The organism is Chryseobacterium sp. StRB126 (genome assembly GCF_000829375.1).
In the GTDB taxonomy this organism is placed as follows: domain Bacteria; phylum Bacteroidota; class Bacteroidia; order Flavobacteriales; family Weeksellaceae; genus Chryseobacterium.
Genome location: NZ_AP014624.1, coordinates 863,255 through 883,740, shown reverse-complemented (window position 1 = coordinate 883,740; position 20,486 = coordinate 863,255). Strand labels below are relative to the sequence as shown.

Here is a 20,486-nt window from a genome sequence, read left to right as displayed (position 1 = left end):
AAAATTATTACTAACGTAATGCATAGGTAAAAAAAATACCCGGAAATGTTACAAATCCGGGCATTTTTTTAAAATTAATTAAGTTAGTTTGATTTTTTTGATTTAATCATTGCTTCTAAGGCATCCCACATTTCACTTGGAATAGCTTCAAGCATATTGAACTCTCCAGCTCCCTGAAGCCACTCTCCACCATCGATAGTTACTACTTCACCATTCATATAAGCAGAATAATCAGAAACAAGATAAGCAGCAAGGTTTGCCAGCTCCTGATGTTCTCCTACTCTTCTTAACGGAACTTTTTTCTTCATATCGAATTTTTCCTGCAGATCTCCCGGAAGAAGTCTGTCCCACGCCCCTTTTGTTGGGAAAGGTCCCGGAGCAATGGCATTGAAACGGATTCCATATTTTGCCCATTCTACGGCCAGGGATCTTGTCATTGCCAATACTCCTGCTTTTGCACAAGCAGACGGAACAACATAAGCAGAACCCGTCCATGCATAAGTCGTTACAATATTCAGTACAGTTCCCGGAGTTTTAGAATCTATCCAATGTTTTCCTACAGAAAGTGTACAGTTTTTTGTTCCTTTTAGAACGATATCCAAAATAGAATCAAAAGCAGAATGAGTCAGTTTTTCTGTTGGAGAAATAAAGTTTCCTGCAGCATTATTCAACAGAATATCAATTTTCCCGAATTCTTTCAGCGTAGCTTCTTTCATCGCTTCCACCTCATCCCAATTTCTCACATCGCAGGCTACACAAAGAACTTTACCGCCTGTTTCTGCCTCCAGTTCCTTTGCTGTCGTCTGTAATTTTTCCAGATTTCTGGAAGTAATTACCACATGGGCTCCCAGTTCAAGAAAATATTTGGTCATCGCTTTTCCAAGACCGCTTCCGCCACCGGTTACAATTGCTACTTTATCTTTCAGTGCACCTTCGCGCAACATCGGTTGTGTATATAGACTCATAAAATATTTTTTCTTAAAAATAATAAATATTAAAATGCAAAGTTTTAAAATACTTCGAGAAATGATGTTATAAATAGTTATTCTCTTCATCATTTTGAAAAACGATGCAAATCATTATCCCTATTTAACAAAAAAACAACCCAACAATCAATGTGCGGGTTGTTCTCAATACATTTTTAAATAATAACTAGGAAACGACTACTCCTTTGAATGATAGCGTTTTAGGGGTTTTACTGTCGCTTGTGGTAACGCTAACGGTTTTCATAAACATTCCCGGGCTTGCCGCATTATAGCTGGCTTCTACGAATCCTTTTTTTCCAGGAAGGATTGGTGTTTTTGTATAGTCTGCCGTTGTACAGCCACATGATGGTGCTACATTTTCTATTACAATTGGCTTTGCAGAGGTATTGGTAAATTCAAATCTGATCAATTTAGGCTTCCCTTGAGGGATATTTCCCACGTCAATAGATTCAGACTTCCATTTAACAACGTCTGCAATTGTTTTTACAACGGAAGTATTGTCAACAGGAAATATACCCGCATAAAAAGGAGAGCATGTTAAAACAGCTAAAAGGGCAGTAATTTTTAAATTTTTCATGAGTACAATTTTTTATTAATAGTTAAAGAATAACTTGGTAATGATCTTTTGATATAGCAAATGTAAAGGTGATTAGCGATCCGGCTTGTTAACCACTCTCAAACATTTGTTAATAAGTTGTTAATGACAAAAAATAAATAGATATTTTTGGATAATATTGCTTCTGAAAATGGAGATCAAGAAACTTAATATTATCATCACCCTTGGGTTTGTCGCTATCATCGGAATTTTAGTAGCTCAACTTCTATGGACCCGACAGGCATATGATCTTGAAGATAAAAAGTTTAATCAGACCGTCAATATCGCTTTGCTGGAAGTAGCGGAAAAATTATCCGGTGGAAAAACATCTTTTACTGAAAGTCCGATACAAAATATTTCCAATGATTATTACGTGGTAAATATCAACAATGATTTTCATCCTGCCGTACTCGAACATTATTTAAAAACTGAATTCACCCGTTTTCAAATCAATACCAATTATGTGTATGCGCTCTATAACTGCCGTAGCGACAGAATGATCTATGGGAAATATATATCCACCCATCAGAAAAGCACTAATAATAAGGTGATAAAATTTCCGAAACATAAAAATCTGGTTTATTATTTTTCTATCCGTTTCCCGGATAAAGCCACTTATCTGGTCAATTCGTTACGATTTTGGTATCTACTTACTTTTGCCCTTATAATCATTCTTCTGGTGTATGTATATTCCATATATACGATCATTCAACAGAAAAAATTCTCCGAACTTCAAAGAGATTTTATCAATAATATGACCCATGAGTTCAAAACTCCGTTATCTTCCATACTTTTAGCCTCCGAAGCACTTACCAAGCAGCATCTTATCAAAGAAAACCCAAAGCTTAAGACTTACACTTCCATTATCACAGATCAAAGCCATAAACTGAACAATCATATCGAAAAAATATTGAATATTGCTAAGAACGATGCTTCAGGATTATCATTGAAACTTCAAAGAATCGTTTTATTACCATTCATCACAGAAATTGCAGACACGATCATACAAAAGAATGAAAATCTTACGATCCGGATAGAGATTGAAAATACAACGTCCATCACTGCAGATGAGTTTCACTTCACCAATATCGTGTATAACATTCTTGATAATTCCATCAAGTATTGTGATACAACCCCAACCATTTTTATTTCATCTTCTAAAGATTCAAAAGGTTTATATTTAAAATTTAAAGATAATGGAATTGGGATTCCATCTAAAAATATTCCTCATATTTTTGATAAATTTTATAGGATAAATACTCAAAAAAGTGATGAGGTAAACGGTTTTGGACTAGGATTGTTCTATGTAAAAAAGATCGTTCAACAGCATAACTGGAAAATTTCAGTTGAAAATAATACTGATAAAGGAATTACCATTACTTTATTTTTACCCTTTTAAATTCATAATATGCAAGCCATGGAAAAGTCTAAAATTTTGTATGCAGAAGATGATGAAACAATAGCGTTTCTTATTCAGGATAGTCTGGAAAGCTACTATGATATTTCTTGTTATCCTGACGGAGGATCTGCATTGGAAGCATTCGATGCACAAAGTTTTGACATTTGTCTTTTAGATATTATGATGCCCGGAATCAACGGATTTGAACTGGCTCAATACATTCGGGATAAGAATACCGAAATTCCCATTATTTTCATTTCCGCCAAAGCCTTAAAAGAAGATCGAATTAAAGGGTTGAAAATAGGCGCAGATGATTATCTGGTAAAGCCTTTCAGTATTGAAGAATTGATTCTGAAAATTGAAGTTTTTCTAAAACGGACAAAAAAAACGAGCATCCATCCTCCAAAATACAAAGTTGGGAAGTATGATTTTGATCCTAAAAACTATACTTTACAAAACACTCTCAATACCATTACTCTTACTCAAAGAGAGTCTGAGCTTCTACACTATTTCATCCGTCACAAAAATACCGTTGTGAAAAGGCAGGACATTTTGAAGGCCATCTGGGGAGATGATGACTATTTTATGGGCAGAAGTCTGGATGTATTTATTTCAAGATTGAGAAAGGTATTGGTGAATGAGGAAAATATACTTATCGAAAATCTACATGGAATAGGTTTTCGGTTCTCTGAAAAATAAAATGGTCTATAAATTTAAACGAAAGTGCTTTATTCTTTGGTTTTTACTTAATTTTATCTGTTAATAATCTATTCGCTTATGAGAAATCCGGGGACTTCTATTTTTGCAGCATTGCTGTTTTTCAGTGTATATGGCCAAGCTCAGAAATTTGAAAAACTGTATCAATATGTAAATCCACTCATCGGAACTGAAAAAATGGGACACACCTACCCTGGTGCTACCACCCCCTTTGGAGCCATTCAATTAAGCCCTGAAACCGATACTATTTCTTATGAACTTAATGGAAAATATAATGGTGAAGTGTACAAATATTGCGCAGGCTATCGCTATGAAGACAAAACGATTACAGGTTTCAGTTCTACTCATTTCAGTGGTACAGGACACTCTGACCTTGGAGATTTTCTGATAATGCCTACTGTGGGAAAACTTCAGCTTAATCCCGGAACAGCTTCCAACCCTGAAAACGGATACAGAAGCAGGTTTTCACATCAGAATGAAAAAGCAGAAGCTGGATACTATCAGGTAAAACTTGACGATCATAATATTCTGGCAGAATTAACGGCTACTCCTAGAGTTGGGGTTCATCGATATACTTTCCCTAAATCAGACCAGTCTCATATCATTTTAGATCTGATGGCCGGGATTTATAATTATGATGGGAAAAATGTATGGACCTACGCTCGTGTGGAAAATAGCAACACGATCACCGGCTACAGGCAAACCAATGGCTGGGCAAGAACCAGAACCGTTTATTTTGCGATGAAATTTTCAAAACCGTTCAAGTCCTACGGCCAGAAAAACTATGATGAAAAGCAGGTATACAAAGGGTTCTGGCGAAAATTTGATCAGACAAAGAATTTCCCTGAAATTGCAGGTAAGAATCTTAAGATGTATTTTGATTTTGATACCAATGAAAATGAAGCCATTGAAATCAAACTTGCCATTTCTCCCGTAAGTCAGGCTAATGCATTGGAAAACCTTGAAAAAGAAGCCGGAAATTTATCTTTTGACCAGGTAAAAACAAAAGCACAGGAGGATTGGAATAAGGAATTGAATAAAATTGTCATTAAAGGTTCGGATCCTCAAAAGACCAATTTTTATACTGCAATGTATCATACCTTCATCAATCCCACAACCTATATGGATGTAAACGGAGAATATAAAGGGTTGGATCAGAATACGCACAAGGCAGAAAATTTCACCAACTATACAACATTTTCTCTTTGGGATACTTATCGGGCTCTTCATCCATTTTTTAATATTATCCAGCCTAACCGGAATAATGATATGGTAAGATCAATGATGGCACATTATAATCAATTTTCTATGAAAATGTTACCCATCTGGTCTCATTACGCTAATGATAACTGGTGCATGAGTGGTTATCACAGTGTAAGTGTGGTGGCAGATGCCATTATCAAAGGGAATTATAACGGTGATCCGAAAGAAGCGCTTAAAGCTTGTGTAGAAACGGCCAACAAAAGAGATTATGAAGGCATCGGACAATATATTGACTTAGGTTACATTCCTGCGGAGAAAAACGGCACTTCAGTTTCCAACACTCTGGAATATGCCTATGATGATTGGGCTATTTCGCAATTAGCAAAACACTTGGGAGAAACAGAAATCTATAATCAATTCATCAAACGTTCTGAAAACTGGAAGAATAATTTTGATAAAACTATTGGATTTATGCGACCACGTCTGGCAGACGGAACTTTCAAAAAAGATTTTGATGTATTAAGTACCCACGGACAGGGATTCATTGAAGGAAACTCGTGGAACTATAGTTTTTTTGTTCCACACAATCCTGATGAACTGATCACAATGATGGGTGGAAAAAAGAAATTTGCTTCAAAACTGGATGAGCTGTTCTCGATGCATTTATCCGATGCATTTTTCGCAGACACTGAAGATATTACCAGAGAAGGAATTATTGGTGGATATGTTCACGGAAACGAACCGGCACACCATGTCGCTTATCTTTATAATTGGGCAGGGCAACCCTGGAAAACTCAATCACAGATTCGTCATATTCTTGAAATGCAATACAAAGCAACCCCTGATGGATTAGGAGGAAATGATGATACGGGACAAATGAGTGCATGGTATATTTTAAGTTCATTAGGTTTTTATCCTGTAGCTCCCGGTTCAGAAAATTATTCTATCGGAAGCCCAGCCATTGATAATGCTGTTTTACATCTAGAAAACGGAAAAACTTTTGAAATTGAAGCCTTCAATCAAAGTCCGCAGAATGTATATGTTCAAAAGATTCTTTTAAACGGAAAAGAAATTAAGAATTTCACCTTGAAACATTCTGAGATTATGAATGGTGGAAAACTTACTTTTTATATGGGAAATAAAGCTAAAAAATAGACTTTCTCAGAATTTTAAATAATCTCTCGCAAATCATGCGGATTAAGCAGATGGCTGTGTTTTAAAATCTGCGTAATCTGTGTGATCTGTGAGAAATAAAAATATTACATAGCATTGCCCCAATCACATTATTAATATGTTTTGGCTAAAGCCAATGGAACACTTGAAATAAAAAAAGCGAGCTAAAGCCCGCTTCTATTGAATTTTTATAATAGTCTTACTCTTTCACTTCAAAAAGCAATCTCTCTCCAAACTTCTCTTCAGCAATTTTTCCATTGTCATAAACAAGGTGTCCATTTACAAAGGTGTGGGTAACTTTAGAATGGAAGTTCATTCCTTCAAGCGGGCTCCAGCCACATTTGTAGAGTAAATTATCTTTGGAAACTGTCCAGTCTGCATTTAAATCTACTAAAACCAGGTCTGCTTTATACCCTTCTTTTACAAAACCTCTTTTCTCTACTCTGAACAAAATAGCTGGGTTATGAGACATTTTCTCAACAATTTTCTCAAGAGAGATTTTACCGTTTTTATAATTTTCCAACATCACTACTAATGAATGCTGAACCAATGGTGCTCCCGATGGACATTTTGTATACACATTATCCTTTTCTTCTGCAGTATGAGGTGCATGATCTGTTGCAATCACATCAATTCTGTCATCCAATAAGGCTTCCCAAAGCGCATCTTTATCCTTTTGTGTTTTCACAGCAGGATTCCATTTGATTAAACCTCCTTTAGTATCATAATCTTCATTGGTGAAGGTTAGATGATGAACACATACCTCAGCGGTAATCTTTTTATCTTTTAATGGAATATCATTTCTGAATAACTCCATTTCCTTGGCAGTTGAAAGGTGGAAAACATGAAGCCTTGCTCCTGTTTTCTGTGCCAGTTCAATAGCTTTCGAAGAAGATTTATAGCAAGCCTCCTCGCTTCTGATTAAATGATGGAACTTCACAGGAATATCTTCTCCATATTCATCCATATACTTCTGAGTATTGGCTCTAATGGTAGCTTCATCTTCACAATGAACAGCGATCAGCATTTTTGTATTGCTGAAAATATTTTCCAGTGTTTCCGGATTATCTACCAACATATTTCCCGTAGATGATCCAAGGAATAATTTAATTCCCGGAACATTTCTTGGATTTGTTTTTAACACTTCCTCAAGGTTATCATTGGTTCCTCCCATCATAAAACCATAATTGGCATATGCTTTTTGAGAAGCTATTTCATATTTATCAGCCAGTAACTCCTGAGTAACAGCATTGGGAACAGTATTAGGCTGATCGATAAAGCTGGTCACCCCGCCAGCAATTGCTGATCTTGACTCGGTTTCAATATCTCCCTTATGAGTAAGGCCCGGCTCACGGAAATGCACTTGGTCATCAATCACTCCTGGAAGAAGGTATTGTCCGGAACCATCAATGATCTGATCTGCATCCTCGAAAATACCGGAAGCTATTTTAGAAATTAGGTCATTTTCTATTAAGATATCGCTTTCAAAGATTTCACCTTCGTTGACGATATTTACATTTTTGATTAGGGTCTTCATTTTACTTTTTAGAAATTAGATTAGAAATCAGAGGCTAAAAAAGGATCAATTATCAATTAAGGCTGATGAATAAATACAATTATGAATTAATAACATCTTGCTTTTAAATTCTCTAAAAAGCAAAATTAAGGTTTATGAATGAATTTTAATACCACTGGTAATAAATCAATTTCTAAATATTTACATTTGCATAAAATTTTTCGAATTGTATAAGAAATTATTAGGGCAAACTGCAGTATATGGGCTAAGTTCCGTATTAGTACGAATTTTCCCATTTATTATTGCTCCAATCGTTACCTCATTTTTTGGACCTGCAGCCTCATCTCCGTTTGTAGACTGGTATTCTATCGCCGGTGTAATTACAGTATTGCTTACTCACGGTATGGAAACTTCTTTCTTCCGTTTTGCACAGGAAGAAAACATTGACAAGAAAACATTAATTTCAACTTGTTCGGTAAGTATTATCAGTATAGGTCTTATTTATCTCATTTTAGGATATGTTTTCCGGTATCAGCTGGCACAGGCTTTTGAAACTCCAGATCAGGTAAACTTTCTGGTCATCTTTTTATTCATTCTTTCATTGGATGCTTTTGCTACTATTCCATCAGCAATTCTAAGACTTCAGGGCAAACCTTTTAAATATATGCTTTCAAAAGTAGCAGGTTCATCCATCTATTTTTTATTGGTGTTATTTTTTATAAAATGGCTTCCAAAACACCCTGAAGGTATATTAGGTTTAAAATACAATCCTGATTTTGGTATCGGATATGTTTTTGTAGCAAACCTTATACAAAGTATCATCACTCTTTTAATTATTGGAAAAGAATTCTTCAGTTTCAGTTTTTCAAAATTTGATTTCAACTTATGGAAAAGAATCATGAATTATTCATGGCCAGTTATGATTGCCGGGCTTGCAGGTATTGTAAACCAGACTTTAGATAGGCAGTTTCTGAAATATTTGCTTCCAGAAGAAGAAGCCCGTCACCAGATTGGTGTATATGGCGCTGTATATAAGATAGCAACCTTCATTACTGTTTTCAGACAGGCTTACCAATTGGGTATTGAACCCTATTTCTTCTCAAGTTTCAAAAATAAAGACTCTCATAAAACCTATGCTGTATTGATGGATGTTTTCGTTATCTGCAGTTGTATTATTTATATGGGTCTTATGGTAAACCTTCAATGGATTTCCGAAAAATATCTTGGAAATCCTCTTTATTATGAAGGGATTAAAATTATTCCTTTTGTAATGCTGGGAGCCTTATTTTTAGGAATTTATCTTAATCTTTCCATATGGTATAAGCTTTCAGATCAGACAAGAGTTGGATTGTACATATCAATTATCGGAGCATGTATTACTATTTTAATTAACTTCCTGTTCATTCCTCAATATGGGTATTGGGCAAGTGCCATGGCTGCTTTAATAACTTTCACCTCCATGATGGTTATTTCCTACATCTGGGGCCAGAAACAATATCCTATTCATTATAATACAGGAAAAATAGTAATGTATCTGGCATTCACCATTACTTTTTCCTTACTTTCTTTTTATGAGTTCAGAACCAACTACCTGATAGGGAATTTATTTCTTATCTTGTTCTTGTGCCTTGTAGCCTTTAAAGAAAAAGCTATAATATCAAAAATTCTTAAAAAGGCTTAGAAATTGGTCTTAGTTTTGATGATTATTAAGCTTTAAAAAACTAAACAAACTGCTAAATGTGATAAGTATTACTTTTTAGAAATGCTTTAATTACTATATTTAGCCCTACATTACATTTAAACAAAAAACATCGTTATATCATCTATGAAAATTATTGTTCCAATGGCTGGACGTGGTTCCAGATTACGCCCACATACATTAACAGTTCCAAAACCGCTTATTCCTATCGCAGGGAAACCTATCGTACAGAGATTAGTGGAAGATATTGCTAAAGTTGCAGGAGAAAATATTGAAGAGGTAGCTTTTATTATCGGAGACTTTGGTCCTGAGATTGAAAAATCTTTAATTCAGATTGCCGAAAAACTGGGAGCAAAAGGAAGTATATATTATCAGAACGATCCTCTTGGAACTGCTCATGCCATCAAATGTGCTGAACAGTCAATGACAGGAAATGTGGTTATTGCCTTTGCTGATACTCTTTTCCGTGCAGATTTCCAACTGGATAAAAATTCCGATGGAGTAATCTGGGTAAAAAGCGTAGAAGATCCATCCGCATTCGGAGTGGTAAAGCTGGATAACTATGGTTTCATTACAGACTTCGTTGAAAAGCCTACAACATTCGTATCTGACCTTGCTATTATTGGAATCTATTACTTCAATAGCGCTGAAAAGCTGATGGAAGAAATCAACTATATCATGGATAATGATATTAAAAATGGTGGAGAATATCAATTGACTACAGCATTGGAAAACTTAAGATCAAAAGGAGCTAAATTCACACTGGGGAAAGTAAACGACTGGATGGACTGCGGTAACAAAAATGCTACAGTAGAAACCAACAGTAAGATTCTTGCTTACGAAACAGCTGAAATGGCTAACTACCCTGCATCTGCAGTGATTGAAAACTCATTAATCATTCCACCATGTTTCATTGGAGAAAATGTAAAAATTTCTAACTCTAAAGTAGGGCCTGGAGTTTCGTTAGGAAACAACACCACTGTTGTAAATTCTAATATTGAAAACTCTCTAGTTCAGGAAAACACAAGAATCAACCATGGAAATCTTTCCAATTCTATGATTGGTAATTCTGCTCAGTATTTTGGAGTGGCAAGAGAAATTTCTCTGGGAGATTATTCAGTGTTAGATTTTCTCTCCAAATAAATGAGATTAGAAACTCTTTAACTTAAATAAGATAAAACCAAACCACACAAAATGTTTTGTGTGGTTTGGCGTTAATATTGCACCGTTTTTTTAAACCGAAAAAAGATAAATACATGAAAAATTGGATTCCACTTCTTTTATTGCTTCTTGCTTTATCCTCCTGTAAAACCCGTAATGCTGTAAAAAGTAATACAGGTAATACTCAGGACAGTATCAAAACAGCTGAAGATAACAGAAATCCAAAAGACGTAAACCAACCGGTGAGAGATAAACTTACCTTTTACGAGCATGTATTACTCCCACCAAAATTCGAACAAATTAAGATAGACAGTAAAGTTCGTGTAGAAACAGGGAGTTTCATACCTACATTAGATGCTACGGTTTATATTGAAAATGATAAAAAGGTTTGGATGAACCTTAGAGCTCTTTTTCTGAATGTAGCCAGAGGGATTGCCACTCCGGATGGAATAAAGGGGCAGGATAAAACCAGCAAAACTTATATTGATTCAGATTTTGATTATCTTAATAATCTGCTGAATGTTAATTTTATTGATTATAAAGCACTGGAAAAAATCCTGTTGGGAAGAACTTTTGTAAAGATTAATGATTCTCAGTTTACACTCACTCAAAATGCACAGGGCTATAAAATGGTTTCTAATGTAAACCAGAAAATTGTAACCGATGAAAAAAACAGAGAGTACAAAATTGAGCTCCAATATGACACCAATTATGATTTACTGAGTGTCAATCTAAAGGATGTTTTATCTCCCGATGAGTTAGAAATATCTTACAGTGACTGGAATGAATACACTGGAATTCGCCTTCCACAAAATGTTAAAATAATTATAAAAGGTTCAAAATCTAGTCAAATTTTACTGGAAAACACGAAATTTGACTTTTCGAGGATGGAAACTCCTTATTCTGTACCATCCAGTTATAAGAAAATTGAGATTAAATGATTAAAAAATTTAGCTTTTTAATAGGTGTTCTTATGTTTGGACTGCACCAGGGGCAGCAGAATAAAGAACAACTGCAGAAGCAGAATGCCGAACTTAAAAAACAAATTGCCCAAATAAATACGGATTTAGCTAAAACAAGAAGCGAATCTAAACTTTCCATAGCCTACCTTACCAGCGTTAATCAAAAGTTAGTCTTAAGAGAAAAGGTCTACAATAATACTCAAAAAGAAAAGAGGTTTATTGAAGATGACATCTATCTGAAGCAACTTGAAATTAACCGTCAGAATAAGGAATTGGCAGTTCTGAGAAAGAATTATGCTGAAGTCTTGGTAAATGCCTATAAAAATAAAGGGGTACAGAATAAAGTAACCTTCATTCTTTCGTCTAAAAATTTGGGCGAAGGTATTCGAAGAGTACAATACTTAAAACAATATTCTGATTACCAAGATAAAAAAGCAGCTGAAATTACTGATGCAGCCAATCAAATCAAAAAAACCATTACGCAAAGACAAAACTCTGTAAAAGAGAAACAAAACCTTCTGGTAAACCAACAGAAGGATTTAGCAACGATTAATGCGGAAAGAGCTCAAAAAGAGCAACTGGTAGCTGATTTTAAAAAGAACGAAGTAAAACTTACTGGTGAACTGAAACAAAAACAAGTTCAGTCCAAAGCTCTTGAAGGGCAGATCAGAGCAATTATTGCTGAAGAGATCAGAATCGCAAAAGCAGAAGAAGAAGCCAGAAGAAAAGCGGAAGCCGAAAAAATACGTTTAGCAAAACTTGCAGCTGAAAGAGAAAAAGCAAGAATTGAAGCAGAAGCTAAGGCAAGAGCGGAAGCTTTGGAAAGAGAAAGAAGAATTGCGGAAGCGGAAGCTAAAAAAGCAGCAGAATTAGCAGCAAGAAGAGCTGAAGAAGAAAGAAAACGTAATGAAGAAGCGGCAAGGGCTGAAGCCAATGCAAAAGATGAAGCCAGAAGAATAGCAGCTAAAAAAGCATCTGATGAGGCTGCAGCCAAATCTAGAGAAGCGGCTGATAAACTAGCTGCAGCCAGAGCCGCAGAATTAGCTCTAGCCAAGAGAAAAGAAGAAGACAAAAAAGCAGCAGAATCTAAAGCTATGACAAGCTATGGAGTAACAACCTCAGCAGGAAGCAGTTTTGCAGAAAGCAGAGGAAGATTAGGATACCCAGCGGACAGAGCCGGACAGATTACTCACCGTTTCGGAAGACAGCCACACCCTGTTTTCAAAAATATTACAGAAGAAAATAATGGTATCAAACTTTCTGTGCCATCAGGTACCCGCGCAAAATCTGTTTATCCGGGTTCTGTATCTTCAGTACTGGCTAATAATGATGGTACAAAGACTGTAATCATTAAACACGGAAGCTACTTTACCATTTATTCCAACTTAGGAAATGTAAGTGTTTCCAAAGGACAACAGGTTTCTGCAGGAACTCCCGTAGGAACTGTAGCTCAGGATTTTGATGGCGCTTACACCCTTGATTTCCAAGTATGGAATGGAAGTACACCAGTTGATCCATTAGGTTGGATTTCATATTAAAAAAAGTGTAACTTTGCAAAAATTTTAGAGATGAATACACTAACAATACTTGCCATATCTTGGCAGCATATCCTTATCGTAGCGATCGTTTTAGTGCTGCTTTTTGGAGGAAAGAAAATTCCGGAACTAATGAGAGGCGTTGGTTCAGGGATCAAAGAATTTAAAGATGCGGTAAAAGAAGAAGACAAGCCAGGTTCTGAAAACAAATCGTCTTCTCCAAACAATAATTCTTCAAGTAACTAAAATTCCTTAGAATTAATGAAATTTACTGAGACTGCATGGAAAGTCTTCAATCAATCTATTGAAGACTATCACGTGTCTGATGACGTTAACACTCTAATTAATAACCCGTTCGAAAAAGATAGTTTGGAACGGATTTTGTATGCAAAGAACTGGATTGATACCGTTCAATGGCATCTGGAAGATATTATTAGAGATGAAAATATTGATCCAGCTGAAGCTCTTCAACTCAAGAGAACAATAGACGCCTCCAATCAGAAAAGAACTGATCTGGTAGAATATATTGACAGTTGGTTCCTTAATAAGTTTGAAAATATAACTCCTAAACCTGAAGCAAAGATAAATACAGAAACTCCCGCTTGGGCAGTAGACAGATTGTCAATTCTTGCCTTAAAGGTTTATCATATGTCATTAGAAGCCCATAGAGAATCCGCCTCTGAAGAACACAGAAACAATTGCCAGGCTAAACTGGACGTTCTGCTTATTCAGAAGGAAGACCTATCCACTTCTATAGATCAGTTGCTTGCTGATATTGAAAACGGTAACGTTAAGATGAAGGTATACAAACAAATGAAAATGTATAACGATGAAAGTCTTAACCCAATCCTTTATCAAAAAGGGCAACAAAAATGAAAAGACTAGTTTTTTTTGGAGTATTACTAATATTAACATCTTCCTGTGCAACGGAAAAGCTTAACCTTTCTCCGCTGTCAAATAACTTTTATAGCGATACAAAAGGCTCTGATTCTGATAGAGGCTCAAAGAAGAGTTTTAATATCAATATCAAGGAAAACATAAATGCTTCTGAGATTTCAAATATCATCTCCACTTTCCCTAAGTTTAAAAACAATGGGCTTAATGATGAAATCACAAGTTTGAAATACAGCCTTCAGAATTATTTATATGCTATTGATGCCAATAATTCTGCAGGTAAAAGCAGAGCACTGAAAAGCTTCGAAAAATCATACAAAAAAATTCAAAAGCAAAGACAAAGCCTTGAAAAGGATGATGATGAAGTTCTTAACAGATACTTGGTCCGTTTAAAAACCAATATTTCTGTAATTGAAGATGCTCTACCAGGAAGTTAAAAACTAATTGAACTATCAATGATTAAAATTCAGGCGGAAGCCAACGTTCCTACAGAGCACGGCAAGTTCCGAATGATCGCTTTCTCCGAAAATGAAAACGACTGGATGCCTCACATGGCAATCATCGCAGACAATACAGATTTTTCAAAACCTGTTAATGTCCGTTTCCATTCAGAATGTATTACAGGAGAAGTCTTCCATTCAAAAAAATGTGAATGTGGCCAGCAATTGGATGCAGCCATGAAATATATCCATGAAAACGGCGGCATTATTATATATCTTCGTCAGGAAGGCCGTAATATTGGTATCATCAATAAATTAAAGGCATATTCATTACAGGAGAAAGGACTTGACACGGTACAGGCCAATCTTGAATTGGGACTGCCTGCAGATGATAGAAACTTTGGTGTAGCCATTGACATTCTTAATCTGTTGGATGTAAAAGATGTCAACCTTTTGACCAATAATCCTGAAAAGGTAAAATATGTGGTAGACAGCAATGTTCATCTCAACTCAAGGATCCCTTTGCAAATTCCGGCCAACGAAATGAGTAAAGGCTATTTACAGACAAAAAAAGATTTCTTTGGACATCTACTCGATGACAATGATAACTAAAATAAAAAAACCTCTATTCAGAGGTTTTTTCTTTAACAATACAATTTAGCTTCAATAAACCCACGAGATTGCATACCTACCAAGTTTATTTATTCTTTGGGAAATAATGTTATTTAACCTGAGTTCGGGATAATAATTGAGATAAACTTTGTAAAAAATAGCAATAATTCGTATATTTAAGTTTCTGACATTCAAATATTTAAACGATTTATTGCTATGAATTTGAAAGACCAAATTACAAATATTTTTGTACAAATTGATGATTTTTGTAAAGAGTTTGATGCGCAAATTAAAAAATTAAAGCTAGAAGCATTAGGAGACAGCAAGAAAAGAAGAAACAGAACTTCAAAAATGTTTGATTCTGAAATTATCACAATCATGATAGGCTTTCATTTGGGAGCTCACAAAACATTTAAACATTACTATCAGGAAGTAGTTTGTGGATATTGGAAAGATTTATTTCCAAATAGGCTTTCCTACAACAGGTTTATCGAGCTCCAACAAAGATGTTTTGTTGTTTTTGTCTTGTTTTTGAAAGAAAAATGTCTTGGAAAATGCACAGGAATCAGCTTTATGGACAGTACAACTTTGAAAGTCTGTAGAAACCAAAGGATACATAATCATAAAGTTTTCAAAGGTTTCGCAGAACGCGGAAAGTCCTCAATGGGCTGGTTTTACGGCTTCAAACTACATTTGGTATGCAATGAAAAAGGAGAACTTTTATCCTTTTATTTGACAAAAGGAAATGTGGATGACCGAAATCCGAAACATATTAAGAAAATGACCAAGCAATTGTTTGGGAAGTTGTTTGCCGATAAAGGGTATCTCTCAAAAGCCTTGTGGGAGATGCTTTTTGCAGATGGTATTCAACTCTTTACCAAACTTAGAAAGAATATGAAAAATCACATAATGACAATGGAAGACAAGATTTTGCTTAGAAAAAGAGCTATCATTGAAACCATAAATGACGAACTAAAGAATCACTGTCAGGTTGAACACACCAGACACCGAAGTGTGAACAATTTTATAATGAATATCTTGGGAGGGCTAACAGCATATTGTTTCTTTCCAAAAAAACCGTCACTTAACTTAAAAAAAGTAAATGACGGTCAACTATTTTTAAATTTTGCTTAAACCGAACTCAGGTTATTTAACCTGGGTTCGGGATAAGACATTTCTGTTTTTAGTAAGGAAGCAAGCCTGGAGCTGGGAGAGGGAAGTGAGCTGAGGTTAAAAAAACACTTACAACCCTGTAATGTATTATTCCTTTAAAGACTGCTTCATCAAATTTTACGGCAACGTCAGAAATGGTAGTTCCCATAGTAACTTCCAGCTTCCAGCCTCTTATCCTTAATTGTATGATCCCAAACTCGGGTTATTTAATGATAATTCTTTGGGAATATATGCTTTGGTCTTTGGTCTGAAGATTCAGTATATAAACACCTGTGGGAAGCGGCGAAGACAGCTCAATAGTTTTTGAATATATTTTTGAACGATATACTTCCTTACCCAACATATTAATGATGCTTATATTGGCCTCTTTCACCGAAACATCTCCCCCTAGAATAATCTGCCCGTTGGCATCACTATAAGCTGTAAAACTAGGAACGGGAGATTCGTGGTAAGCATAATAAACACGAAGCTGTTTAGCAATAAGGTTAATTGTGTTTGGAGTACCCAAAAGTGTTATTTTAACACGATCATAAGGTTTTGTAGGCTGAAGTTCGATCGTTCTTTTCAAGACTTCTGTGGGAGATCCACTCCCCCCAGCTAAATCAATCCTACGATCATTATTCGGAATATTTCCATTCATCGTTTCTATCGCAAAGCGAGTGGCAGACGCCGTTGATAAGCTGTAGTATTGATATTTACCAATCCCAACAACCAACTTATCGGTAGTAACTCCCGGAAAAATTAGTGTCTGCTCAATATTCCAGAATGCTACCCCCACACCTGTGAAAAAATTAGAGTAATCATCTTCATTAGCTCCAACCGCATTTTGAGGATTATACACACCGCAGCCCAAACATAATGTGGCATCTACATTGGAGACTTGGCTAGAAGCATATACCCTGTTCTGTGCAAAGGATAAAGAACTCAGCAATAATAATATGACTATTGAGACTTGCCAATACAAACAAGACTTTGAAAGTAAATTAAATTTCATAATGTGAGTTTTAGGTTAAAATGTTTACATAAATTTAAGTATAAATACTTCAATTTCGCAACATTTATCATTAAAGTTGTGTAATCTTTTATTTTCTAAGAAATAAACTACCTCAAGGTATTCTCTTCGAATAAAATAGAAAAAGTCAGATAATGTAGATTCCTCCAAGCTACCTTCAAAGTCTTAAACGGTACTAATAGAGCTTTGAAACTACAGAGCCAAGCGTTGTCTTTTCTATTTTAAGCCTTCGCTTGTAAAACTCTCAGGGTCAAAATATTTTTTATGTTTAGTATCTCCATGACGAGGATTATCTTTAGTTTTTCCAATTATATCTTTTTACTCCAGAATATCTCTAAATACTTTACTGTAAAACCATTTTTTTTACGAGTCCCAGAATTTTAGTTTTTTTTGCAACTCTAAATTGCTGATTTTTTTGGAAACTCTATTTCATTACAAAAGTTTAAACAGTTTCATTACTACTTCTTGAATATTTTTAAACAATATGATTATACTAAAAGAGAAAAAGGGGTATGGTTAGGCTTAAAAAGTATAACTTATGGAAAATAGGAAGTAGTGCCATTTACTTTTTAATGTAAAGACGATGCTATCGTTAGCATGGGCATTTAAAGAAAATAACACTTACAGTTAATAGAGGGGAATCTAAAAAGCCCCCTTTATAAATGAATGCAGGTATTAGGCGACCCCACAAACCTAGAGTGTAATGTCGTATCATTTTTGTATCTCAATATGACACCACCAACAAGAATTTATAAAAAATCAATAGACTCGGGAATCTCTATTGTTTAGAAATCTAAAAAAGTTTCACCAATTTAATAAAAATCAGAACCAAGATAAGTTTTGAGAACAAATAATAAACTTGTACAAATATCGGAATTCTTAAGGGAAGATTAATGTCTTATTGAATAAGAAATTTATTCGCTTTACTCTATGATCTCTTAAATATATTCATAAATAAAAATGCAAAAGCTTCAGGATTTCTCCCGAAGCTTTTTTAATTATAAAAAACTGAAAAGATATTTCTTAGTTAAAGAGTCTTGATTTTAGACTCGTCGATTTTATAGTGCTTAATTACACTATTGTAATCATTATAGTCAACTGTTGCAGCAGCTGATTTAGCATTCTTACTAGCCATATCAGCAGGAATAATTACAACTCTGAATCTCTTGTTAGTATAATATCCTGAGTTTGCAGGTAAGCTCAAATCCATTGTTGAATTTACGCTAAAAAGAACATCAACTTTACTAAAGTCATACGAGTAATCAACAGGAGTTCCACTGTCTGTATAACGTGTATAAGGAAGAAGTCTCCAAACAGGAGTATCATTTGTACCATCAATCTGAATGTAAATAAGTACCATATCTGCACTTACCAATTGGTTTTGGAATGTTTGCTGAGATTGATATAAATTATTTGTAACTTTCTTAAATAAAGGATAAGCATCAAAAGCAATTCCTACTGTATCATTATCCTTTCCTGGATTTACAACAACCGGATCATCATTGCTGTTATCACAACTATATGTAAGAAATCCGATACCGGCTAATAATATAAGTGGAAGAATTTTTTTCATTTTTATAAATGTTTAGTTATTATTTATATTGCGTATTCAAATCATATACCAAAAATTTCAAAATCTTTGTTTTTGTCAATTTTTTTAATTGTATTTTTGTTCTTATTCAAAAAGTCATGAAGAAATTATTATATACTTCACTCTTTATTGCAGCATTGATTAGTCCTAGGATTAATGCGCAGTATCAGCCTAAAAATACTTCGAAAGAAGATATAAAAAAGGCTCAGCAATGGGTGGAAAAAATTTATAAAAATCTTTCACAGGATGAAAAACTGGGGCAGCTTTTTATCGTTGCTCTTTACACCAATAAAGGAGAAGACTATATCAATCAGGTAAGAAACATTGTTATTAATGATAAAATCGGAGGTTTAATTCTGATGCAGGATGATGCCGCAAGAGAAATCAACCTGGTGAATGAATTCCAGCAAAAATCCAAAATCCCTTTAATGATCGGCATGGATGCTGAATGGGGTTTATTCCAGAGAATTGCAACGGCGCATAAATTCCCATGGGCAATGACTTTGGGGGCTATTCAGGATAAGAATTTAGTATATCAGATGTCTGCTAAAATTGCAGAAGATTGTCACAGAATGGGAATCAACTGGGATTTTGCTCCGGTAGTGGATGTGAATACCAACCCGAACAACCCTATTATTGGTAACAGAAGTTTCGGTTCTGAGGTGGATAATGTTATTAGCTCTGCCCTATCTTATTCTAACGGACTTCAGGACAATAATATATTAGCAGCCATTAAACATTTCCCTGGCCACGGAGATACCAATACAGACTCACATCTTGATCTTCCAGTGGTTTCCCATACTATAGAAAGACTTAACTCTACAGAGTTAGCACCATTTAAAGCTTTAATGGATAAAGGCATTGGCGGGGTTATGGTGGCTCACTTATATGTTCCAAGCTTAGAATCCGAGAAAGGTATTCCTGCTTCTGTTTCTAAAAATATCATCACACGATTATTGAAGGATAAACTTGGTTATAAAGGATTAATTATAACAGATGCTTTAAATATGGGTGCTGTTGCTAACAAATATAAACCAGGAGAACTGGATGCTATGGCATTTAAAGCTGGAAATGATATTATGCTTTTCTCTCAGGGAGTTTCTGAAGGGAAAAAGCTCATTCAGAAAGCCATAGATAACAAAGAAATCTCTCAATCCAGAGTAGAAGAAAGTGTAAAGAAGATTCTTTTAACAAAATATTTCTTAGGACTTACCCAGTACACTCCAAAAAATCCTGAAAACATCAATGCTGACCTGAATAATGATTCTCATAAAACATTGGTTCAAAATCTTTATTCTAATGCATTAACGTTATTAAAGGATGAAAAAAAACTTCTTCCCCTCTCTGGAAAACAAGTTTATTATGTTCCTTTAGAAGAAGCTCCTTACCAGACATTCGCTAATAGAATGGGATCTAATATTATAATCAAAAAGGCAAGCGAGATCAATACCATTCCAGCGGGTTCTACAGTAATTGCTGGTTTCCACAAGGATAATTCAACTGCCTACAAACCGTATAAAATATCTTCAGAATCTAAAAAGATTCTTGCTGATCTTACTAAAAACCAGAATGTGATTCTTAATGTATTCGGAAGCGCCTATGCTTTAAAAGATATTGATCTGTCAAAAGTTTCCACAGTTCTGGTATCTTATGAAAACAATGACGATTCTATGAATGTAACGGCAGATGCATTAAACGGAAAAACAAAAATTTGGGGCAGACTTCCTGTGTTGGTTAATGATCAACTGAAGCCGGGAATGGGTATAGACCTAAATCCTGCTTCCCCGATGAACACAAAATAAAACAACATCAAAACAA

18 protein-coding genes are annotated in these 20,486 nt (G+C 35.0%); 13 read left to right on the top strand and 5 right to left on the bottom strand.

The window, feature by feature from the left end; all coding sequences use genetic code 11:
• Positions 1–83: 83 nt before the first annotated feature.
• Together CHSO_RS03815 and CHSO_RS03810 are read right to left on the bottom strand one after the other, a co-directional pair.
• Positions 84–965, bottom strand: a complete 882-nt coding sequence (locus CHSO_RS03815; RefSeq protein WP_045492463.1) for an SDR family oxidoreductase — start codon at positions 963–965, stop codon at positions 84–86.
• Positions 966–1,152: 187 nt separating this feature from the next.
• Complete coding sequence (locus CHSO_RS03810) at positions 1,153–1,563, bottom strand: DUF1573 domain-containing protein (protein WP_045492460.1); 411 nt, start codon at positions 1,561–1,563, stop codon at positions 1,153–1,155.
• Positions 1,564–1,732: 169 nt separating this feature from the next.
• Here CHSO_RS03810 and CHSO_RS03805 point away from each other — a divergent pair, with 169 nt between their 5' ends.
• The 3 genes from CHSO_RS03805 (at position 1,733) to CHSO_RS03795 (ending at position 6,055) form a co-directional block, all read left to right on the top strand.
• Complete coding sequence (locus tag CHSO_RS03805) at positions 1,733–2,980, top strand: sensor histidine kinase (protein ID WP_045492458.1); 1,248 nt, start codon at positions 1,733–1,735, stop codon at positions 2,978–2,980.
• A gap of 18 nt (positions 2,981–2,998) precedes the next feature.
• On the top strand, positions 2,999–3,679 hold the full coding sequence (locus CHSO_RS03800) for a response regulator transcription factor (RefSeq protein ID WP_045501818.1): 681 nt from the start codon (positions 2,999–3,001) through the stop codon (positions 3,677–3,679).
• A gap of 78 nt (positions 3,680–3,757) precedes the next feature.
• Complete coding sequence (locus tag CHSO_RS03795; protein ID WP_084220923.1) at positions 3,758–6,055, top strand: GH92 family glycosyl hydrolase; 2,298 nt, start codon at positions 3,758–3,760, stop codon at positions 6,053–6,055.
• A 217-nt stretch (positions 6,056–6,272) separates the two neighbouring features.
• Here the strand turns inward: CHSO_RS03795 and CHSO_RS03790 are convergent, their stop codons facing one another.
• Positions 6,273–7,610 (bottom strand): dihydroorotase, encoded by a 1,338-nt coding sequence (locus tag CHSO_RS03790; RefSeq protein ID WP_045492455.1) that lies wholly within the window; start codon positions 7,608–7,610, stop codon positions 6,273–6,275.
• A 205-nt stretch (positions 7,611–7,815) separates the two neighbouring features.
• Here CHSO_RS03790 and CHSO_RS03785 point away from each other — a divergent pair, with 205 nt between their 5' ends.
• From CHSO_RS03785 to CHSO_RS03745, 9 genes are all read left to right on the top strand, one after another.
• Entirely contained in the window at positions 7,816–9,270 is a 1,455-nt protein-coding gene (locus tag CHSO_RS03785; protein WP_045492453.1) for a lipopolysaccharide biosynthesis protein, read from the top strand.
• A gap of 144 nt (positions 9,271–9,414) precedes the next feature.
• Positions 9,415–10,431 carry a sugar phosphate nucleotidyltransferase gene (locus CHSO_RS03780; RefSeq protein WP_045492450.1) on the top strand — a complete coding sequence of 339 codons (1,017 nt, stop codon included), beginning with the start codon at positions 9,415–9,417 and terminating at the stop codon, positions 10,429–10,431.
• Between the two features lie 113 nt (positions 10,432–10,544).
• Positions 10,545–11,390: a DUF4292 domain-containing protein gene (locus tag CHSO_RS03775; RefSeq protein WP_084220922.1), complete on the top strand. Its 846-nt coding sequence runs from the start codon at positions 10,545–10,547 to the stop codon at positions 11,388–11,390.
• Entirely contained in the window at positions 11,387–12,949 is a 1,563-nt protein-coding gene (locus CHSO_RS03770) for a peptidoglycan DD-metalloendopeptidase family protein (protein WP_045492447.1), read from the top strand. The genes CHSO_RS03775 and CHSO_RS03770 overlap by 4 nt, the downstream gene beginning before the upstream one ends.
• A 30-nt stretch (positions 12,950–12,979) precedes the next feature.
• Positions 12,980–13,192, top strand: a complete 213-nt coding sequence (locus CHSO_RS03765; RefSeq protein WP_045492444.1) for a twin-arginine translocase TatA/TatE family subunit — start codon at positions 12,980–12,982, stop codon at positions 13,190–13,192.
• A gap of 15 nt (positions 13,193–13,207) precedes the next feature.
• Complete coding sequence (locus tag CHSO_RS03760) at positions 13,208–13,822, top strand: DUF4254 domain-containing protein (RefSeq protein WP_045492441.1); 615 nt, start codon at positions 13,208–13,210, stop codon at positions 13,820–13,822.
• Positions 13,819–14,277 (top strand): hypothetical protein, encoded by a 459-nt coding sequence (locus tag CHSO_RS03755; protein WP_045492438.1) that lies wholly within the window; start codon positions 13,819–13,821, stop codon positions 14,275–14,277. The genes CHSO_RS03760 and CHSO_RS03755 overlap by 4 nt, the downstream gene beginning before the upstream one ends.
• 18 nt (positions 14,278–14,295) lie before the next feature.
• A complete protein-coding gene (ribA, locus tag CHSO_RS03750; protein WP_045492436.1) occupies positions 14,296–14,892 on the top strand; it encodes a GTP cyclohydrolase II in 597 nt (198 codons plus the stop codon).
• A 216-nt stretch (positions 14,893–15,108) separates the two neighbouring features.
• Positions 15,109–16,026, top strand: coding sequence for an IS982 family transposase (locus CHSO_RS03745; RefSeq protein WP_045492434.1), 918 nt, complete (start codon positions 15,109–15,111; stop codon positions 16,024–16,026).
• A 241-nt stretch (positions 16,027–16,267) separates the two neighbouring features.
• On the opposite strand, the gene CHSO_RS03740 is transcribed toward CHSO_RS03745, so the two are convergent.
• Both CHSO_RS03740 and CHSO_RS03735 read right to left on the bottom strand, forming a co-directional pair.
• Entirely contained in the window at positions 16,268–17,059 is a 792-nt protein-coding gene (locus CHSO_RS03740; protein ID WP_084220921.1) for a T9SS type A sorting domain-containing protein, read from the bottom strand.
• A gap of 1,045 nt (positions 17,060–18,104) precedes the next feature.
• Entirely contained in the window at positions 18,105–18,650 is a 546-nt protein-coding gene (locus CHSO_RS03735) for a hypothetical protein (protein ID WP_045492430.1), read from the bottom strand.
• A gap of 116 nt (positions 18,651–18,766) precedes the next feature.
• On the opposite strand from CHSO_RS03735, the gene CHSO_RS03730 reads away from it, so the two are divergent.
• Positions 18,767–20,470 carry a glycoside hydrolase family 3 protein gene (locus CHSO_RS03730; protein ID WP_045492428.1) on the top strand — a complete coding sequence of 568 codons (1,704 nt, stop codon included), beginning with the start codon at positions 18,767–18,769 and terminating at the stop codon, positions 20,468–20,470.
• Positions 20,471–20,486 lie beyond the last annotated feature (16 nt).